Raw genomic sequence first — 14,007 nt, forward strand, 5'->3', positions numbered from 1 at the left:
GGGGCCGAGTTCCGATCATGGTCGGAAATCCGATTCCTATTGGGGAGATAGATGAGATACAAGAAGTTCGCCGCTACCGCGTTGCTGGCGGTTGCCGCCACCGGGATCACCGCCGGTACCTCCTATGCCGCTCCCACGCCGCCCGCGGCGCAGGACCAGTCCGCCGCCGCGCCCGCGGTCACGGGCACCGACCAGGGCGTCGGCTACGCGCTGCAGCTCGCCGACGCGGGTAAGTCGGTCGTCACCAGCGTGACCGGCGGCGCGTTCAGCGTCGACACCGACAACCGGTCGGTCACCCTGACGAACGCCGCGGGCGAGACGGTCACCAGCATTCCGCTCACCGCGACCGCCAAGGGCCAGGAAGTCCGGATCGCCGCGGCGGTCGCCGACGAGGGCAGGCAGCTCACGCTGACGCCGCAGGTCGCGCCGAACGCGAACGCGCCGGTCGCCGCCGAGTTCATCGGCGCGCAGGAATGGTTCTTCGCCGAATTGCAGCGTGCCTCGCTGGGCGCGCTGGTCGGCGGTCTGATCGGCGCCGCCATCGGCATCGTCTTCTTCGGTGTCGGCATCCTGCCGGGCGCGGTGCTCGGCGCGCTGATCGGTCTCGCCGTCGCGGGCGGGCCGTCGCTGCTGAACGCGGGTATCGCCTACTTCAGCGGCCAGCCCTGAGAGTTCTGATCCTGGGCGGCACCCGCGAAGCGCGGGAGCTGGCCCACATCGCTTCCGGCGAGCGAGGATTCGAGATCGTGTCCTCGCTCGCCGGTCGTGTGCGTGCGCCCCTGCTGCCCGAGGGGGTGGTCCGCATCGGCGGTTTCGGTGGCGCCGAGGGACTGCGGGCCTGGCTCGAGGACAACGACGTGGCCGCGATGGCGGACGCCACCCACCCGTTCGCGGCGGGCATCAGCGCCAACGCGGCGGCGGCCGCGCGCGCTTCGGGTGTGCCGCTGGTGCACCTGCGGCGGCCGAGATGGGTGGAACACCCGCAGGACCGGTGGGTACGCGTACCCGATCTCCCCGCCGCCGCGAGGGAAACGGCCGCCCTCGGTGAGCGAGTCTTCTTGACCATCGGCAGGCAAGGGGTCGACGCGTTCGAGGGACTCGACCGGCAGTGGTTCCTGATCCGCGCCATCGACCCGCCGGTGGGCGCGGTGCCGCCGCGGCACGAATTGCTCCTCGCCCGTGGGCCTTTCGCGCTCGAAGACGAAGCGAGGTTGCTCGCCGAGCATCGGATCGACGTACTCGTCACCAAGGACAGCGGCGGCGATCAGACCGAAGCCAAACTCGCCGCCGCCCGCGCGGCGGGAATTCCGGTCGTCGTCGTGGACCGCCCGCCGCTTCCGGAGGGCGCGCAGATCGTGGAATCCGCTGCGCAGGCTCTGGATTGGCTGCGCGAGACACGAATCCGGCACGAGTGAACCTTTCCCGGCTCACCAGCGGCGAGCCGCGGCGTGGTCCGGGAATTCAGCGGCCGAGCAGTTCCGGCAGATGGTCGAACCACTCCAGCACCGCCCGCTCGTAGCGAATCCCGAAATCCAGTGTGGCGCGGGCGAATGCAGGCATTTCCTCGGGGTCTTCGGCGAGATACCGCGTGAGCCGCGCCTGGTGGATCTCCCGGTTGGCCGCGACGATGCCGTCGAGCCGGTCGCGATCGAGATGCGCACCGAAGGAGAGCGTGAGCAGCAACGGCACCCGGATGGTCTCCCCGCCGGGATCACGGGCGACCCATTCCAGGAACGCTTCCCGGCCCGCGTCGGTGAGGTGGTACGGCGTCCGTTCCCTTGCTCCGGTCTCGCCCTTCTCGACCAGTCCCGCCGCGTCCATCGTGGCGAGTTCCCGGTAGACCTGGCTCTGCGTGATCGTCCAGAAGTCGCCGATGCGCTCCTGGGCCTCGGTGACCAGATCCCACCCCGACATGGGGCCCTCGTGCAGAAATCCGAGCAACGACGCCGCCGTCGAGTTCAGCGGCTTGCGTGTGGTCGCGGTGTTGGTCAAACGACTGCTCCCTTCGCTCTCAACATTCCATAGTGGAATGTTACCTGAACGGGGCGGGTCAGGCGTCGCCGGCCAGTTTGTCGAGCCGGGCGAGTACCTGCGCCATGCCCTGCTCCAGCCGTGCCTGCCCCTGTTCGAGCTGCGCTTGGCCCTGTTCGAGCTGCGCCTGGCCGCGCGCCAACGCCGCCTGACCCTGTTCCAAACGGACCTGTCCCTGTTCGAGCACCGTGACCCTGCGGTTGAGTTCGCCCACGTTCTCGCGCAGAGCGCCGACGTCCCGGTGCAGCTCGCCGACGGCTTCGCCGATGGTCTCCGCGCGCCGATCGATGCGGCCGATGCTGTCGAGCGCTTTCCTGGTCAGCGCCGCGAGTTCGTTGAGGACCTCGCCCTGCTCGTCGAGTGCCTGTTCGCCGGCGGTGGCCCTGGCCTCCAGGGCTCGGGCGCGCAGCGTCAGCTCCGACAGTGTCGCGGCCAAGGTCCCTCCGATCTTCGGTGCGTCAGGCGATCCTACGCGCCGTCGGCCGCCGCGTCGCGCGCGCGACCGTAGCGCCGGGAGGTGTAGACCCGGGTGCCCGCGTCGGTCTCGAGCGCCGTGGTGGTGGACGCGCCGATGATCAGCAGCGTACGCATGTCCACCTGCTCGGGGTCGAGATCACCGAGCGGTATCACCCGGACCGATTCGGCCGGACCTCCGACGTCGCGCCCGACGACGACGGGCGTGTCGGGCTTGCGATGCTCCAGCAGCAGGTCGCGCATCGCGCCCACCTGCCAGGTGCGTTGCGAGGAAGCCGGGTTGTAGATCGCGATCGCCATGTCCGCGGCCGCGACGGCGGAAAGGCGTTGCGCCACCACCTCCCACGGCTTGAGCCGATCGGAGAGCGAGATCATCGCGTAGTCGTGCCCGAGCGGCGCGCCCGCCCGGCTGGCCACGGCGTTGGCCGCGGTGAGACCGGGCAGCACCCGCACCGGCACCGCGCGCCACTGCGGGTCCGCGGATTCCTCGAGCACCGCCGCCGCCATCGCGAAGACGCCCGGATCTCCCGAGGAGACGACCGCGACGCGCCCGCCCCGCTTGGCCAGATCCAAGGCCATGGCCGCCCGCTCGGATTCCACCCGGTTGTCGCTGGCATGACGCCGCTGGCCAGGACGTTCGGGCACCCGGTTCAAGTAGGTGGTGTAGCCGACCAGGTCGGTGGCCTCCGCCAAGGCCGCGCGCACCTCGTCGGTGGTCCACTCGGGCGCGCCGGGGCCGAGGCCGACCACCACGACCTCACCGACGCCTGCGGTCGCGTCCGCGTCGCTGATTCGTTGCTCCACAACCGGAGTCGCCTCGGGGCGGGGCAGCGGCGTGGTGGGCTCGGGGCCGGGCACCAGGGTGATGGCGAAGTACGGCACCTCCGCGTCGTCCACCGCGGTGGCGTGCAGGACGCGCTGTTCGGTGGTGCTCGCGCGCTCCACGTAGTACGCGCCCGCGAGCCGCCCGGAATCCGAAAGCGCCTGGCGCACACCGGGGTAGGTGCGTCCCAGCTTCATGATCGCGGCCGCGTCGGTCGTGCGAAGCCGCTGGGTGAGTTCGTCCACCGGCATGGTGCCCGGCAGCACGGTGAGTACCTGCTCGCCCTCGACCAGCGGCGTGCCCAGCGCCGCCGAGGCCGCGCTCACGGAGGTGATGCCGGGGATGATCTCGGCTTCGAACCGGTCGGCCAGCCGCCGGTGCATGTGCATGTACGAGCTGTAGAACAGCGGGTCGCCCGCGGCGAGCAGCGCGACCGAGCGCCCTGCCGCAAGGTGCCCGGCCAGCCGCTCTGCGGCCTGTTCGTAGAACTCGTCGATCGCGCCCTGGTAACCACCGGGATGGTCGGTGGTCTCGGTGGTCACGGGATAGACGAGATGTTCCTCGAGCTGGCCGGGGCGCATGTACGGCGCGGCGATGCGGCGGGAGATGCTGCGGCCGTGGCGCGCGCTGTGGAACGCGATGACGTCCGCCGCGCCGATCACGTTGGCCGCCTTGACCGTCACCAGTTCGGGATCGCCGGGACCCAGTCCGACACCCCACAGCTTGCCCGGAGTGCTCATTCCTGTTCACTCGCGATCGCGTTCACCGCGGACGCGGTGATGGCACTGCCGCCTCGCCTGCCGCGCACCGTGAGGTATTCGACGCCACCGAAATCGATCAGCGCGTCTTTCGATTCGGCCGCCCCGATGAACCCGACCGGGATGCCGAGCACGGCGGCGGGCCGGGGCGCGCCCGCGTCCAGGAGATCGAGGAGATGGAACAGCGCCGTCGGCGCGTTGCCGATCGCTACGACGGCGCCGTCGAGCCGGTCCCGCCACAGCTCGAGCGCGGCGGCCGAGCGTGTCGTGCCCTTGGCCGCGGCCAACTCCGGCACGCGCGGATCGGCGAGGGTGCACAGCACCTCGTTGCCTGCGGGCAGCCGCTTCCTGGTCACGCCCGACGCGACCATGGTGGCGTCACAGAGAATCGGAGCGCCCGCGCGCAGCGCCGCCCGCGCCGCGGCGACGACACCGGGGGAGAAGGCGATGTCCGCGGCGAGATCCACCTGACCGCAGCCGTGGATCATCCGCACCGCGACCTGCGCCACGTCCGGCGGGAATCCGCTCAGATCGGCCTCGGCGCGGATCGTCGCGAACGAGCGACGGTAGATCTCGGCCCCGTCGGTCAGGTAGCTGGCACGTACGTCGGACATGCGGTCCACCATATGGGTGCGGGTCCGGACAGGTCGGTCCGGGTCGGGCGCTGCGCATCCCGGCCGAGCCGCCCTTGATGCCGGGCGCGGGCGTCCCGGAATCAGGTTCGCGGGCGCTCGAGAATCCGCGACATGACGATGGCGCTGCGGGTGCGCCCGACCCGGGCGTTCTCCCGGATCCGTTCCACGGTCACCTCGATCTCGGCCATGTCGGTGGCCATCACGTGCACCAGCGCGTCGGCCTCGCCCGCGATCGTCCACACCCCGACCACCTGCGGGATCGGTTCGAGGCTGCGTTTGAGTTCGGCGGGGGAGATGTTGTCGCGGTAGTACACCTCGACGTACGCCTCCGTCTTCCAGCCCAGCGCCGCGGGATTGACCAGCGCGGTGAACCCGGTGATCTGTTTGCCCGCCACCAGCCGGTCGACCCGGCGCTTCACCGCGGGCGCGGACAGCCCGACCACGCCGCCGATCTCCTGGAACGAGGCGCGGGCGTTCTTCAGCAGTTGCTCCAGGATCCGCCGGTCGAGGTCGTCCACGTCACACCTTCTCTCCGCATGCGCAATGATTCGCCGATTTTTCGGGTGTATGCGCAACGAATCGTTGTTTCTGGCGCAATGCTAGGCGACTTACCTTCATTTCAGCTGAAAGTCCACGCTGACCTCAGGGAGTTCCGTTGACGTCTGTAGCCACCCTCCCCGTCGAGTCCGCCGCACGCCGTTCGTCGCCGCGCCGGTTCGTGATGTGCCGTCCCGACCACTTCGACGTCACCTACTCCATCAATCCGTGGATGAATCCCGCCGAGCCCGTCGACCGCGCGCTGGCCCTGCGGCAGTGGGAGACGTTGCGCGCCACCTACGCCGAATACGGGCACACCGTGGACGTGGTGCCCGGTGTGGCGGGTCTGCCCGACATGGTGTTCGCCGCGAACGGCGGGCTGATCGTCGGCGACCGCGCCATGTCGGCCCGCTTCACCCATGCCGAGCGCGCCGCGGAAGGCCCCGCGTACCACGCCTGGTTCGCCGGATGCGGCGTGCCGAACCTGGTGGCCGCCGCGGAATGCAACGAAGGCGAAGGCGATTTCCTCCTGGTCGGCGACCGTCTCCTGGCCGGAATGGGCTTTCGCAGCTCGCTCGCCGCGCACGAAGAGGTGGCTCGGCACTTCGGTCTGCCCGTGGTGTCGCTGGAACTGGTCGATCCGCGCTTCTACCACCTGGACACGGTGTTGCTTCCGCTGGACGGCCACACGATCGCCTACTACCCGCCGGCCTTCAGCCCGGCGGCTCGCGCGGTGCTCGCCGAGCTCTACCCCGACGCGATCGTGGCCACCGACGCGGACGCGGCGGTGCTCGGGTTGAACGGCGTCTGCGACGGTTTCAACGTTTTTCTCAGCAGCGCGGCCACCGCCCTGAGCGAAGCCCTGCGCGCCCGTGGCTACCATCCGGTCGGGATCGAGATGTCCGAGCTGCTCAAAGCGGGTGGCGCCGTCAAATGCTGCACCCTCGAGATCCATGGCGGGTGACCCGCCGGGGGAGCGTCCGGCGCTGTGGGACGGTCAGTCGACGCGGTAACCCTCGTCGGTCGCGACGATATCGGTGACCTCGCCCTGTGGGCGGCCGCAGCGGCGATCACACCCGGACCAATGCTGACGTCCGGCGACCGCGACGTCCGTCGCGGGCATCGTCCTCGGTACCTCGGCCGGATCGACCGCGCCGGGCAGCACCCGACCCGCGCCGACCGCGTCGGCGGCGTCGGCCCGGACGTCGGTGCGCGACTTCGCGCAGCCCGGCTGCCCGGCGCAGGCGCTGACCAGCAACCACGGCGAGTCGGCGTCGAAGATCAAGCCCATCGGGGCCAGCACGCGCACCACCTGTTCGGCGGCCCACTCCGCCAGGTCGGTGACCACCAGGCTGCGCCACGGCGTGACGACGAGCGGTCGCTCGACCGCGGCGAGGAACTCGGCGGTGCGCGCGGGCAGGGAGCCGAGGCGCACGCCTGCGGCGAGGGCGATCGAGCCGTTGTCCTGCTCGAGCCAGCCGATCGGGATGCGGTGTACTGCGGGGAATTCGAGCCTTTCGGCGCCGGGGGACAGGCCGAGGCCGTCCACGACGCGTTCCGCGCCGTCTTCGATGTCGTGCAGCCGCCAGCGGCCCGCGTCGTCGCCGCGCAGTTCCAGGAACTCGTGCGCGGCGGCGAGCATGACGTCGACCGCGTCGGCGGTGGAGAGCCGCAGGCCACTGTCGTCGCCCGCGAGCAGTAGGGCGAACTCGTCGGGCTCGACAGCGTGCACACCGATGTCGGCGCCGAGTCCGCTGACGTCGCCGCGTCCGTCGTCGAGCGTGAACAGCACCCGGCCGGGCAGGTCGGCCAGCCGAGGCGCCGCGAGCAGGCCCGCGTCCAGCGCCGAAACCAGCGGATGCACGTCCGCCAGGCCGCCGATCCGGCCGGACAGCGGCGAGGCGATGATGTTGCGCACCCGCTCGTGCGTGGAGCTCGGCAGGAGGCCCGCGGCCGCGAGCCGCTCGGTCAGTGCCCCTGCGTCACGCACCTGGCGCAATTGAACGTTGCCGCGCGAGGTGAGCTCGATATTGCCGTCCGCCAAGTCGTGCGCGGCCTCCGCCAGCGCCTGCACCTGTGCGGGCTCCAGACGCCCGCCGGGCACGCGGATCCGCGCCAGCGGCCCATCGGCCGCGTCGTGCAGTCGCAGCACGCCCGGGCAGGAATCAGCAGTACCTCGCGCCATAACGACCCCAGCCTACGGACGCATGGACCTGCCGCGCTGACCGGCCGCTCACCCGGCGATCGAGTGCAACCAGTCGATGACGGCGGCCCGGTACTCGGCGGTGTTGCGCGCGAGATTGACCGAATGCCCGCTGCCGGGCAGCACGTAGGTGCGCAGCCGCGCGGCCGGGCCGAAGAACGGCGCTTCGGCGGCGTGCAGTGTCTCGGCAGTCGCGCAGACCGCGTATCCCGGACCGCAGGACAGCCGGTCCAGGCTGCCGTTGACCACCAGGACCGGGACGTCGATGAAGTTGGTCATCGGTGGAAGGGTGGAGGTCAGGCCATCGGGATACTCGGTCGGCGAGAAGACTTCCTTCGTCGCTTCGTCGACCACGAGAACTTCGGGGTCGGCCGTCTCGGGGGCGAAGAAATCGGCGGCGCGGGTACCGGGCCGTGTCGTCAGGTAGCCCGGGTCGTAGCCTCGCCCGGCGAATTGCGGGTCCGAGGCGGCTTGGTGGTAGGTGGAGATGACGCCGAGGACCTCGGACACGTTGAGCGCGTGGGAGAAACCGGTGAGCAGCACGCCGTCGACATCCTGGTATGTGGTCGCCTCCAGGACGTCGATGCCCGAGCTGAGCGAATGCCCCCCGGTGACGACCTTGCCGAACGGCGGCGCGCCCGCCAGTCCCCGGCGCAGGGCTTGGACGATGTCGTGCAAGGCACGGGCCGAAACGGTCGCCGTGACCTGTGTGCTCGGCGGCCTGGTGCTCGCGCCGTTGCCGAGTCGATCGACTACCAGCGTCGCGATGCCCGCCGCGTTCATCGCGCGCCGGAAGTTGTAGGTCTCCGGGGCGTAGGGGAAATCCCAGTACGTGTGGTTGTAGTTGGAACCCGCCATCAGCACCATGACGGTGTCGGTCGCCCGCGCCGTGGGAATGCACAAGTCACCGGCCATCACCCCGAGCGGAACCGGGAGGGAAACCGATGTGCAGCGACCCGGCGCTGTGTCCTCGGCCTGGGCCACGCACGGGGTCAGGCAGAGCAGTGTCGCCGCCGCCGATGCGACGAGGGACCGTAGCGAGGTTCGCACGCGACGCAGGCTATGCGCGAACGTCGTGCCGCGCAACACCGGTCGGCTGTAACACACGATCGGTCAAGCGATTTCGATCTGTGAACCGTCAATCGTCCATCGGTGCAACATTGCCTGCGCAAGTCGACCTCGGCGGCGCCGCCGTCGACCGCTCCGGCGACGACCTCGAAGGAGCGGGCGTCGAGGGCGGTGCACCCCAGCTCGGCGAGGCTGGCGAACCGGTAGTCGCTACCGGCCTCGCGCATCGCGTTGTCGAGGTCTTCGCGTGTGTCGTAGATCGTGGACGATACCGCCCATAATGTTTCGTGGCTATCACATAGTTGATGCCGCACGCGTGCACCCGGCCACCTCCCGATATCGCGTCGGGAGGGCAGATGTCCGGGACGATGCGGGTGAACGAGGAGCGGCGGGAACGTGGGTTCGACGAGACAAGGGGCGGGTATGCGGGCGGTGCATTTCGTCGGAAGTTTTCCGGCTGAGAGCACGGACGTCGCGATGCGGGCCATGCTGGACTGTGCGGGTGCGCGCCTGCGTACCCTCCCGACCGGGGAGACCGGGCGCTACGAGTTCTATATCCAGCCGATCATCGAAGACCTGGTCACCCAAGGTGTCCTGGCGGTGAAGAAGCCGGGCACGTGGCACTCGAGCCGGAATCGGACGATCCATCGCGTCGCGCGTGGCACCGAATTATCCGGTGCCGCGATGGATCTCGGATATCTCCGGGAGGCCGAGGAGGCGTTGCCGATCTTCCGCGAGCTGCGCGGGGACCGCGAGCTTCCCGGGCTTGCGCTCCAGATCGGGATGCCGACCGACTTCACGTTGACGTTCATCGCCATGGGAGCGTCCGGAGTGCGTCGGCATCGCCGAGCGTTCATCGACGCCACCGTGCGTGACATCACGGCCATTCGCGAGCTGGCAGGCGACGATGTCGTCGTGCAGCTCGAGGCCACGGCGGAACTGGTGCTCATGGCGAAGACGCAACCGCTGCACCGGTTGGTCGATCGAGCGCTGGGACTGGGCGCGGGGATCGCCGCACTGGCCGCGGCCGCGCCGGAGGGAACCCGTTTCGGGGTGCATCTGTGCCTCGGCAGTCTGCGCAACAAAGCCCGGGGCAGGATGCGAACTGCCCGGCCGCTGGTCGATCTGGCGAATTCCGTCGTCCGGCATTGGCCGCGTGGACGCATTCTGGAATACGTGCACGGCCCCGTCGCGGCGGGCGATAGACCCCCGTCGCCGAAGGTCCAGTTCTATGCGCCACTCGCGGGGCTGACGCTCGGGGCGGGCACGGATTTCTATGCGGGGTTGGTGCACGACGTTCCCACCGAGGCACAGCAGTTGGAGACGTTGCGGCTGATCGAGAACGCGCTGGGCCGTCCGGTCGATGGAGTCGCCTGTGCGTGCGGCTTGGGTCGCCGTTCCCGCTCGGTGGCGGATGAGCTCATGGCCCGAGCCGAGGTGCTCGCGACGGGCGGGGCACCCGGCCGGTGAGTGCGCGCCGCCGGGCCCGCCGCCGGCATCGAAAGAATTCTTCCGCAAGATCATTCGATGCTTTGCGCTTCCCACGAAGAGAAAATCGCGGCAAACGGAACTGGCAAATCGTTAGGATCCTGATCGGCGGGATCGGGAAGGTACGGTGTCCGACATGGAGCGAGCACCGCGGGGCGTCGATCCGAACGTGCCGAATTCCGCCCGGGTATACGACTATCTGCTGGGCGGCAAAGACAACTACGAGGTGGACCGGGCGGTCGCGCATCGAATGCTGTCCATCGCCCCGGATACCCGGACCTTGGCCTGGTTCAGTCGCAAGTTCCTGGTGAACGCGGTCCAGCTCGCCGCGGAGGCGGGGATCCGGCAATTCATCGATCTCGGAGCGGGAATCCCGACTTCGCCCAACGTGCACGAGATCGCGCACAAGATCGATCCGTCGGCGCGGGTGGTGTACCTCGATTTCGACCCGGTCGTCTACGCGCACTGCAATGCCCTGCTGGCGCACGCGGACGGTGTGACGGCGATGCTGGGCGACGTCCGCCGTCCGGACGACATCCTCGACCGGCTGAAGGGCGGGGGGTTGATCGACTTCGACGAACCGGTCGCGATCACGCTCGTCGGGGTGCTGCACTTCGTGATGGACGACGAACAACCGGCCGAGATCGTCGCCCGATTGGGTGCGGCCATGGCGCCGGGGAGCTATCTGGCGTTCACGCACGGCTCCGACAGCAGCGATCCGGACTTCATCTCCCAGTCGTCGTCGGACACGGCGAAATCCTCGGCGCAGGTCGTCTACCGATCCGCGGCCGCGGTCGAGTCGTTCTTCGAGGGCTTCGATCTGATGGATCCGGGCGTGGTTCCCCTGCAACGGTGGCTCGGCGACGACCTTCCGGACACCGGGTTGGTGCTGCTGGGCGGGGTGGCCCGCAAGCCCGCGAAGGCACCTGCCCACTAAGGTCGGCGTATGTCCGAAATCTCCACTCTCGCAGACCGGCTCGCCATCATCGATGTGATCACCAAGTTGTTCGTGTACACCGATCAGAAGCGCTGGGAAGGGCTGTCGTCCGAGGTCTTCACGCCGACCGTGGATTTCGACGGCGGGTTCGGCGGCCCGGTGGGGGAGCGGGCCGCGGCCGACATCATCGCGGATTGGCGCACCGGGCTCGCCGACTTCGACGAGGTGCACCACCAGTCCGGCAACCACCTGATCGATCTGGACGGCGACACGGCGCGCGTGCACGCGGACGCGATCGCGGTGCACGTCAAGAACGCCGCACTCGAGGGCAAGACCCGCACTTTCGTCGGCAGCTACGCCCTCGGCGTCGTACGCACCGCCGACGGGTGGCGGGTCGACCGGTTCCATTACCACCTCAAAGTGATCGACGGCAACGCCGACCTGGTCTGAGTCCGGTGCGGGCGGGGATCGTTCGTGACCCGGATCGCCACGCGCGCAACCGCTTCGCGAGCCGCTAGGTCGTCGGCGGCGGCGGTGTCGTGATGATCGGTCGCGCCGCGGCGTCCCGGCGAGCGATCGTCACGGCGTCGTCGTCGGTTGTTTTCCGGCTGCGGTGCAGCGGGTTTCGCGTCCACGGGGTTTCGCGTCCACGCGGGCGCGTCCCGGCGCCCACACGCCGATGAGGATCGCGGCGACGAAGGTGAGAATGCCCAGCGCGAGCGCGGACTGCTGGGCGCCGTAGACGAAGGCCGACTCGGCGAGGTCGGCCAAGGGCGCGGCCTGCGGGCCCACCCGGTCGGTGACCTGCAGCGCCGCGGCCAGCGAGTCGCCGACCGGTTCGCGGATCTGGTCGGGCACCTGCGGCAGGACGGGCGCGATGCGGGCGCTGTACCCGGCGGCCAGGATGCTGCCCGCGATGGCGATGCCCACCGCCGCACCGACTTCGCGCGCCGCGTCGTTCACCGCGGCGGCGACGCTGTGCTTCTCCGCCGGGGTGCCCGCGATGATCGCGGCGGTAGCGGGTGCGGTGCACAGGCCGGTGCCGCTGCTCATGATCAGCATCGGCCAGAGCAGGTCGAGGTAGGTGCTGTCGACGTCGAGGCCGGACAGCGCGACGAGCGCGATCCCGATGAGCATCAGCCCCCCGGCGATCGGCAGTCGCAGTCCGACTCGTTCCGCCAGCCGGGGCGCCACCGCGGAGATCGCCACCATCGGCACGACCATCGGCGCCATCGCCAGCGCCGACATCAGCGGCCGGTATCCGAGGATGAGCTGGAGGAACTGGACCAGCAGCAGGAAGGTCCCGAAGCACACGAGGAACTGCAGGGTCACCGATGCGGTGCCGGAGCCGAAACCGCGATGGGCGAACAGGCGCACATCCAGCAGGGGGTGCGCCACCCGCGTCTCGACCACCAGGAACGCCACCGCCGCCAGCACCGCCGCGACCGCCGTGCCGATCACCACCGGATCCAGCCATCCGCGCTCGGGCGCCGCGATCGCCGCCACCACCAGCGATCCGACGGCCGCGGCCGAGGTGACCGAGCCCCACAGGTCGATTCGGGGACGAGCCCGGTCGACCGACTCCGGCAGCGTGCAACCCGCGATCGTCAGGAGCAGGCCCGCGACGGACATGGCGAGAAAGATCGACACCCACGACCACAGCTCCAGCAGCAGGCCCGACCCGAGGATGCCGAGCACCGCGCCCGCACCCGCGACGCCCGCCCACAGCCCGACGGCGTTGCCCCGGCGTGAATCGGGAAACCCCGCGGTGATCAGCGACAGCGTCGAGGGCATGACGAGGGCCGCGCCCACTCCGGCCACCGTCCGGCCCGCGATCAGCCAGCCGGGAGTGTCGAGCAGCACGGGCGTCGCGGAGGCAGCCGCGAACACCAATAGCCCGATGATCAGCACGGCGCGCCGCCCGTACCGGTCGCCGAGCGCGCCCGCGGGGAGAACCAGGCAGGCCAGCGCCAGGGTGTACCCGTCGACGACCCAGGTGAGCTGCTGCTGACTGGCGCCGGTCGCGGCGGCGATCTGCGGCAGTGCGGTGTACAAGGCCGCCATCGACGCGATGACCAGGGCAACGGTGGCACAGGAGATCACCAGCATCCACCGCTGAGCGGCTGACAAACGGGTCGTGGTGGACTCCATGGCGCCTCCCGGCAGAACAGAACTGTCAGTATCGCTACGCTACTATCAGTAGCATAAGTCGACCGGGTGGCGATAGACGTCCCGGAGGAGGAACGTTCGATTCATGACCGGTGCTGTCCAACCGACCCCGCGCCCCCTCGCTCCCGACGAGGATGTCGACCCGCGCAAGCTGCGCTCCCGCGCCAGACTGCTCGACGCCGCGACCGCTCTGCTCAGAACCGGTGGGCTGGAAGCGGTTACCGTCGAGGCGGTCACCGCCATGTCGAAGGTCGCGCGCACCACGCTGTACCGGCATTTCGACAACGCCATGCAGTTGCGCGCCGCGACGCTGGAGCGCCTGCTTCCTCCGGTCATCGAGGCGCCACCCGCAGGCCCGCTCCGCGAGCGGCTGACCGAATTGCTCAGCAGGCAGGCGGCGGTGGTCAACGAGGCGCCGCTGCAAATTTCCACGCTGGCGTGGCTGGCCACCGGCGAACGTGGCGAACCCGGCGCGGGCCCCGCCTTCACCTCGCTGCGGCAGCGGTTGATCGAGCAGTACCGCGAGCCGTTCGACCAGCTGTTCGGTGATCCGCAAGTGCGTGCGCAGCTCGGCGAATTCGATGTGACGCTCGCGCTGATCCAGCTCGTCGGCCCGATCGTGTTCGCCAGGCTGGTCGGCTTCCCACCCGCCACGGCGGCCGACTGCGCGCGGCTCGTCGACGACTTCTTGGCCGCCCGGGCCTGCGACCGTGAACGCCGTACCGGACACACGAGCGAGGGCGATCACAGCGGCAGGTAGGCTCGGCGTGCTCGGCGGACGACGAGGAAACCGGTGGAAGTCCGGTGCGGTCGCGCCACTGTAGAAAGCCAGACCCTCCCCGGCGAGCAGCGAACCCCCCGATGGGCGCGTCACCCGAGGAAGG

Annotated in this window: 15 protein-coding genes; 7 read left to right on the forward strand and 8 right to left on the reverse strand. The window is 69.8% G+C overall.

The features are described 5' to 3' along the window. Positions 1 to 51 precede the first annotated feature (51 nt). Positions 52 to 669: a hypothetical protein gene (locus IU450_RS39600; RefSeq protein WP_228834425.1), complete on the forward strand. Its 618-nt coding sequence runs from the start codon at positions 52 to 54 to the stop codon at positions 667 to 669. After that, positions 666 to 1,415: a cobalt-precorrin-6A reductase gene (locus tag IU450_RS11155; protein ID WP_228834469.1), complete on the forward strand. Its 750-nt coding sequence runs from the start codon at positions 666 to 668 to the stop codon at positions 1,413 to 1,415. Before IU450_RS39600 ends, IU450_RS11155 begins: the two co-directional genes overlap by 4 nt. 46 nt (positions 1,416 to 1,461) lie before the next feature. Here the strand turns inward: IU450_RS11155 and IU450_RS11160 are convergent, their stop codons facing one another. From IU450_RS11160 to IU450_RS11180, 5 genes are all read right to left on the reverse strand, one after another. Next, entirely contained in the window at positions 1,462 to 1,992 is a 531-nt protein-coding gene (locus IU450_RS11160; protein WP_043692919.1) for a PadR family transcriptional regulator, read from the reverse strand. A gap of 58 nt (positions 1,993 to 2,050) precedes the next feature. After that, on the reverse strand, positions 2,051 to 2,467 hold the full coding sequence (locus IU450_RS11165) for a hypothetical protein (RefSeq protein ID WP_195149713.1): 417 nt from the start codon (positions 2,465 to 2,467) through the stop codon (positions 2,051 to 2,053). A 32-nt stretch (positions 2,468 to 2,499) separates the two neighbouring features. Further along, on the reverse strand, positions 2,500 to 4,068 hold the full coding sequence (gene cobJ, locus IU450_RS11170) for a precorrin-3B C(17)-methyltransferase (RefSeq protein ID WP_195149714.1): 1,569 nt from the start codon (positions 4,066 to 4,068) through the stop codon (positions 2,500 to 2,502). Next, the gene (locus IU450_RS11175) at positions 4,065 to 4,700 is read right to left on the reverse strand and encodes a precorrin-8X methylmutase (protein WP_195149715.1); all 636 of its coding nucleotides are present in this window, start codon (positions 4,698 to 4,700) and stop codon (positions 4,065 to 4,067) included. The genes cobJ and IU450_RS11175 overlap by 4 nt, the downstream gene beginning before the upstream one ends. Before the next feature lie 101 nt (positions 4,701 to 4,801). Then, complete coding sequence (locus IU450_RS11180) at positions 4,802 to 5,239, reverse strand: Lrp/AsnC family transcriptional regulator (RefSeq protein WP_043726335.1); 438 nt, start codon at positions 5,237 to 5,239, stop codon at positions 4,802 to 4,804. A gap of 137 nt (positions 5,240 to 5,376) precedes the next feature. On the opposite strand from IU450_RS11180, the gene ddaH reads away from it, so the two are divergent. Next, positions 5,377 to 6,222 carry a dimethylargininase gene (ddaH, locus tag IU450_RS11185; RefSeq protein WP_228834427.1) on the forward strand — a complete coding sequence of 282 codons (846 nt, stop codon included), beginning with the start codon at positions 5,377 to 5,379 and terminating at the stop codon, positions 6,220 to 6,222. 33 nt (positions 6,223 to 6,255) lie between these two features. On the opposite strand, the gene cobG is transcribed toward ddaH, so the two are convergent. Together cobG and IU450_RS11195 are read right to left on the reverse strand one after the other, a co-directional pair. After that, entirely contained in the window at positions 6,256 to 7,443 is a 1,188-nt protein-coding gene (gene cobG / locus IU450_RS11190; RefSeq protein WP_195149716.1) for a precorrin-3B synthase, read from the reverse strand. Positions 7,444 to 7,491: 48 nt separating this feature from the next. Beyond that, the gene (locus tag IU450_RS11195) at positions 7,492 to 8,511 is read right to left on the reverse strand and encodes an alpha/beta hydrolase (protein ID WP_195149717.1); all 1,020 of its coding nucleotides are present in this window, start codon (positions 8,509 to 8,511) and stop codon (positions 7,492 to 7,494) included. Positions 8,512 to 8,925: 414 nt separating this feature from the next. On the opposite strand from IU450_RS11195, the gene IU450_RS11200 reads away from it, so the two are divergent. The 3 genes from IU450_RS11200 (at position 8,926) to IU450_RS11210 (ending at position 11,404) form a co-directional block, all read left to right on the forward strand. Next, the gene (locus tag IU450_RS11200; protein ID WP_324197627.1) at positions 8,926 to 9,999 is read left to right on the forward strand and encodes a hypothetical protein; all 1,074 of its coding nucleotides are present in this window, start codon (positions 8,926 to 8,928) and stop codon (positions 9,997 to 9,999) included. Positions 10,000 to 10,153: 154 nt separating this feature from the next. Beyond that, the gene (locus IU450_RS11205) at positions 10,154 to 10,954 is read left to right on the forward strand and encodes an SAM-dependent methyltransferase (protein ID WP_195149718.1); all 801 of its coding nucleotides are present in this window, start codon (positions 10,154 to 10,156) and stop codon (positions 10,952 to 10,954) included. A 9-nt stretch (positions 10,955 to 10,963) separates the two neighbouring features. Then, positions 10,964 to 11,404 (forward strand): nuclear transport factor 2 family protein, encoded by a 441-nt coding sequence (locus IU450_RS11210; protein WP_195149719.1) that lies wholly within the window; start codon positions 10,964 to 10,966, stop codon positions 11,402 to 11,404. A 129-nt stretch (positions 11,405 to 11,533) separates the two neighbouring features. On the opposite strand, the gene IU450_RS11215 is transcribed toward IU450_RS11210, so the two are convergent. Continuing rightward, positions 11,534 to 13,105, reverse strand: coding sequence for an MFS transporter (locus IU450_RS11215; RefSeq protein WP_228834428.1), 1,572 nt, complete (start codon positions 13,103 to 13,105; stop codon positions 11,534 to 11,536). Between the two features lie 103 nt (positions 13,106 to 13,208). Here IU450_RS11215 and IU450_RS11220 point away from each other — a divergent pair, with 103 nt between their 5' ends. After that, a complete protein-coding gene (locus tag IU450_RS11220; protein WP_195149720.1) occupies positions 13,209 to 13,883 on the forward strand; it encodes a TetR/AcrR family transcriptional regulator in 675 nt (224 codons plus the stop codon). Positions 13,884 to 14,007 lie beyond the last annotated feature (124 nt).

This window comes from Nocardia abscessus (genome assembly GCF_015477775.1).
In the GTDB taxonomy this organism is placed as follows: domain Bacteria; phylum Actinomycetota; class Actinomycetes; order Mycobacteriales; family Mycobacteriaceae; genus Nocardia; species Nocardia abscessus_A.

Coding starts and splice junctions, on each gene's coding strand:
- IU450_RS39600 (WP_228834425.1), top strand. CDS start 52: ATGAGATACAAGAAGTTCGCCGCTACCGCGTTGCTGGCGGTTGCCGCC.
- IU450_RS11215 (WP_228834428.1), bottom strand. CDS start 13,105: ATGGAGTCCACCACGACCCGTTTGTCAGCCGCTCAGCGGTGGATGCTG.
- IU450_RS11220 (WP_195149720.1), top strand. CDS start 13,209: ATGACCGGTGCTGTCCAACCGACCCCGCGCCCCCTCGCTCCCGACGAG.
- IU450_RS11205 (WP_195149718.1), top strand. CDS start 10,154: ATGGAGCGAGCACCGCGGGGCGTCGATCCGAACGTGCCGAATTCCGCC.
- cobG (WP_195149716.1), bottom strand. CDS start 7,443: ATGGCGCGAGGTACTGCTGATTCCTGCCCGGGCGTGCTGCGACTGCAC.
- cobJ (WP_195149714.1), bottom strand. CDS start 4,068: ATGAGCACTCCGGGCAAGCTGTGGGGTGTCGGACTGGGTCCCGGCGAT.
- IU450_RS11175 (WP_195149715.1), bottom strand. CDS start 4,700: ATGTCCGACGTACGTGCCAGCTACCTGACCGACGGGGCCGAGATCTAC.
- IU450_RS11210 (WP_195149719.1), top strand. CDS start 10,964: ATGTCCGAAATCTCCACTCTCGCAGACCGGCTCGCCATCATCGATGTG.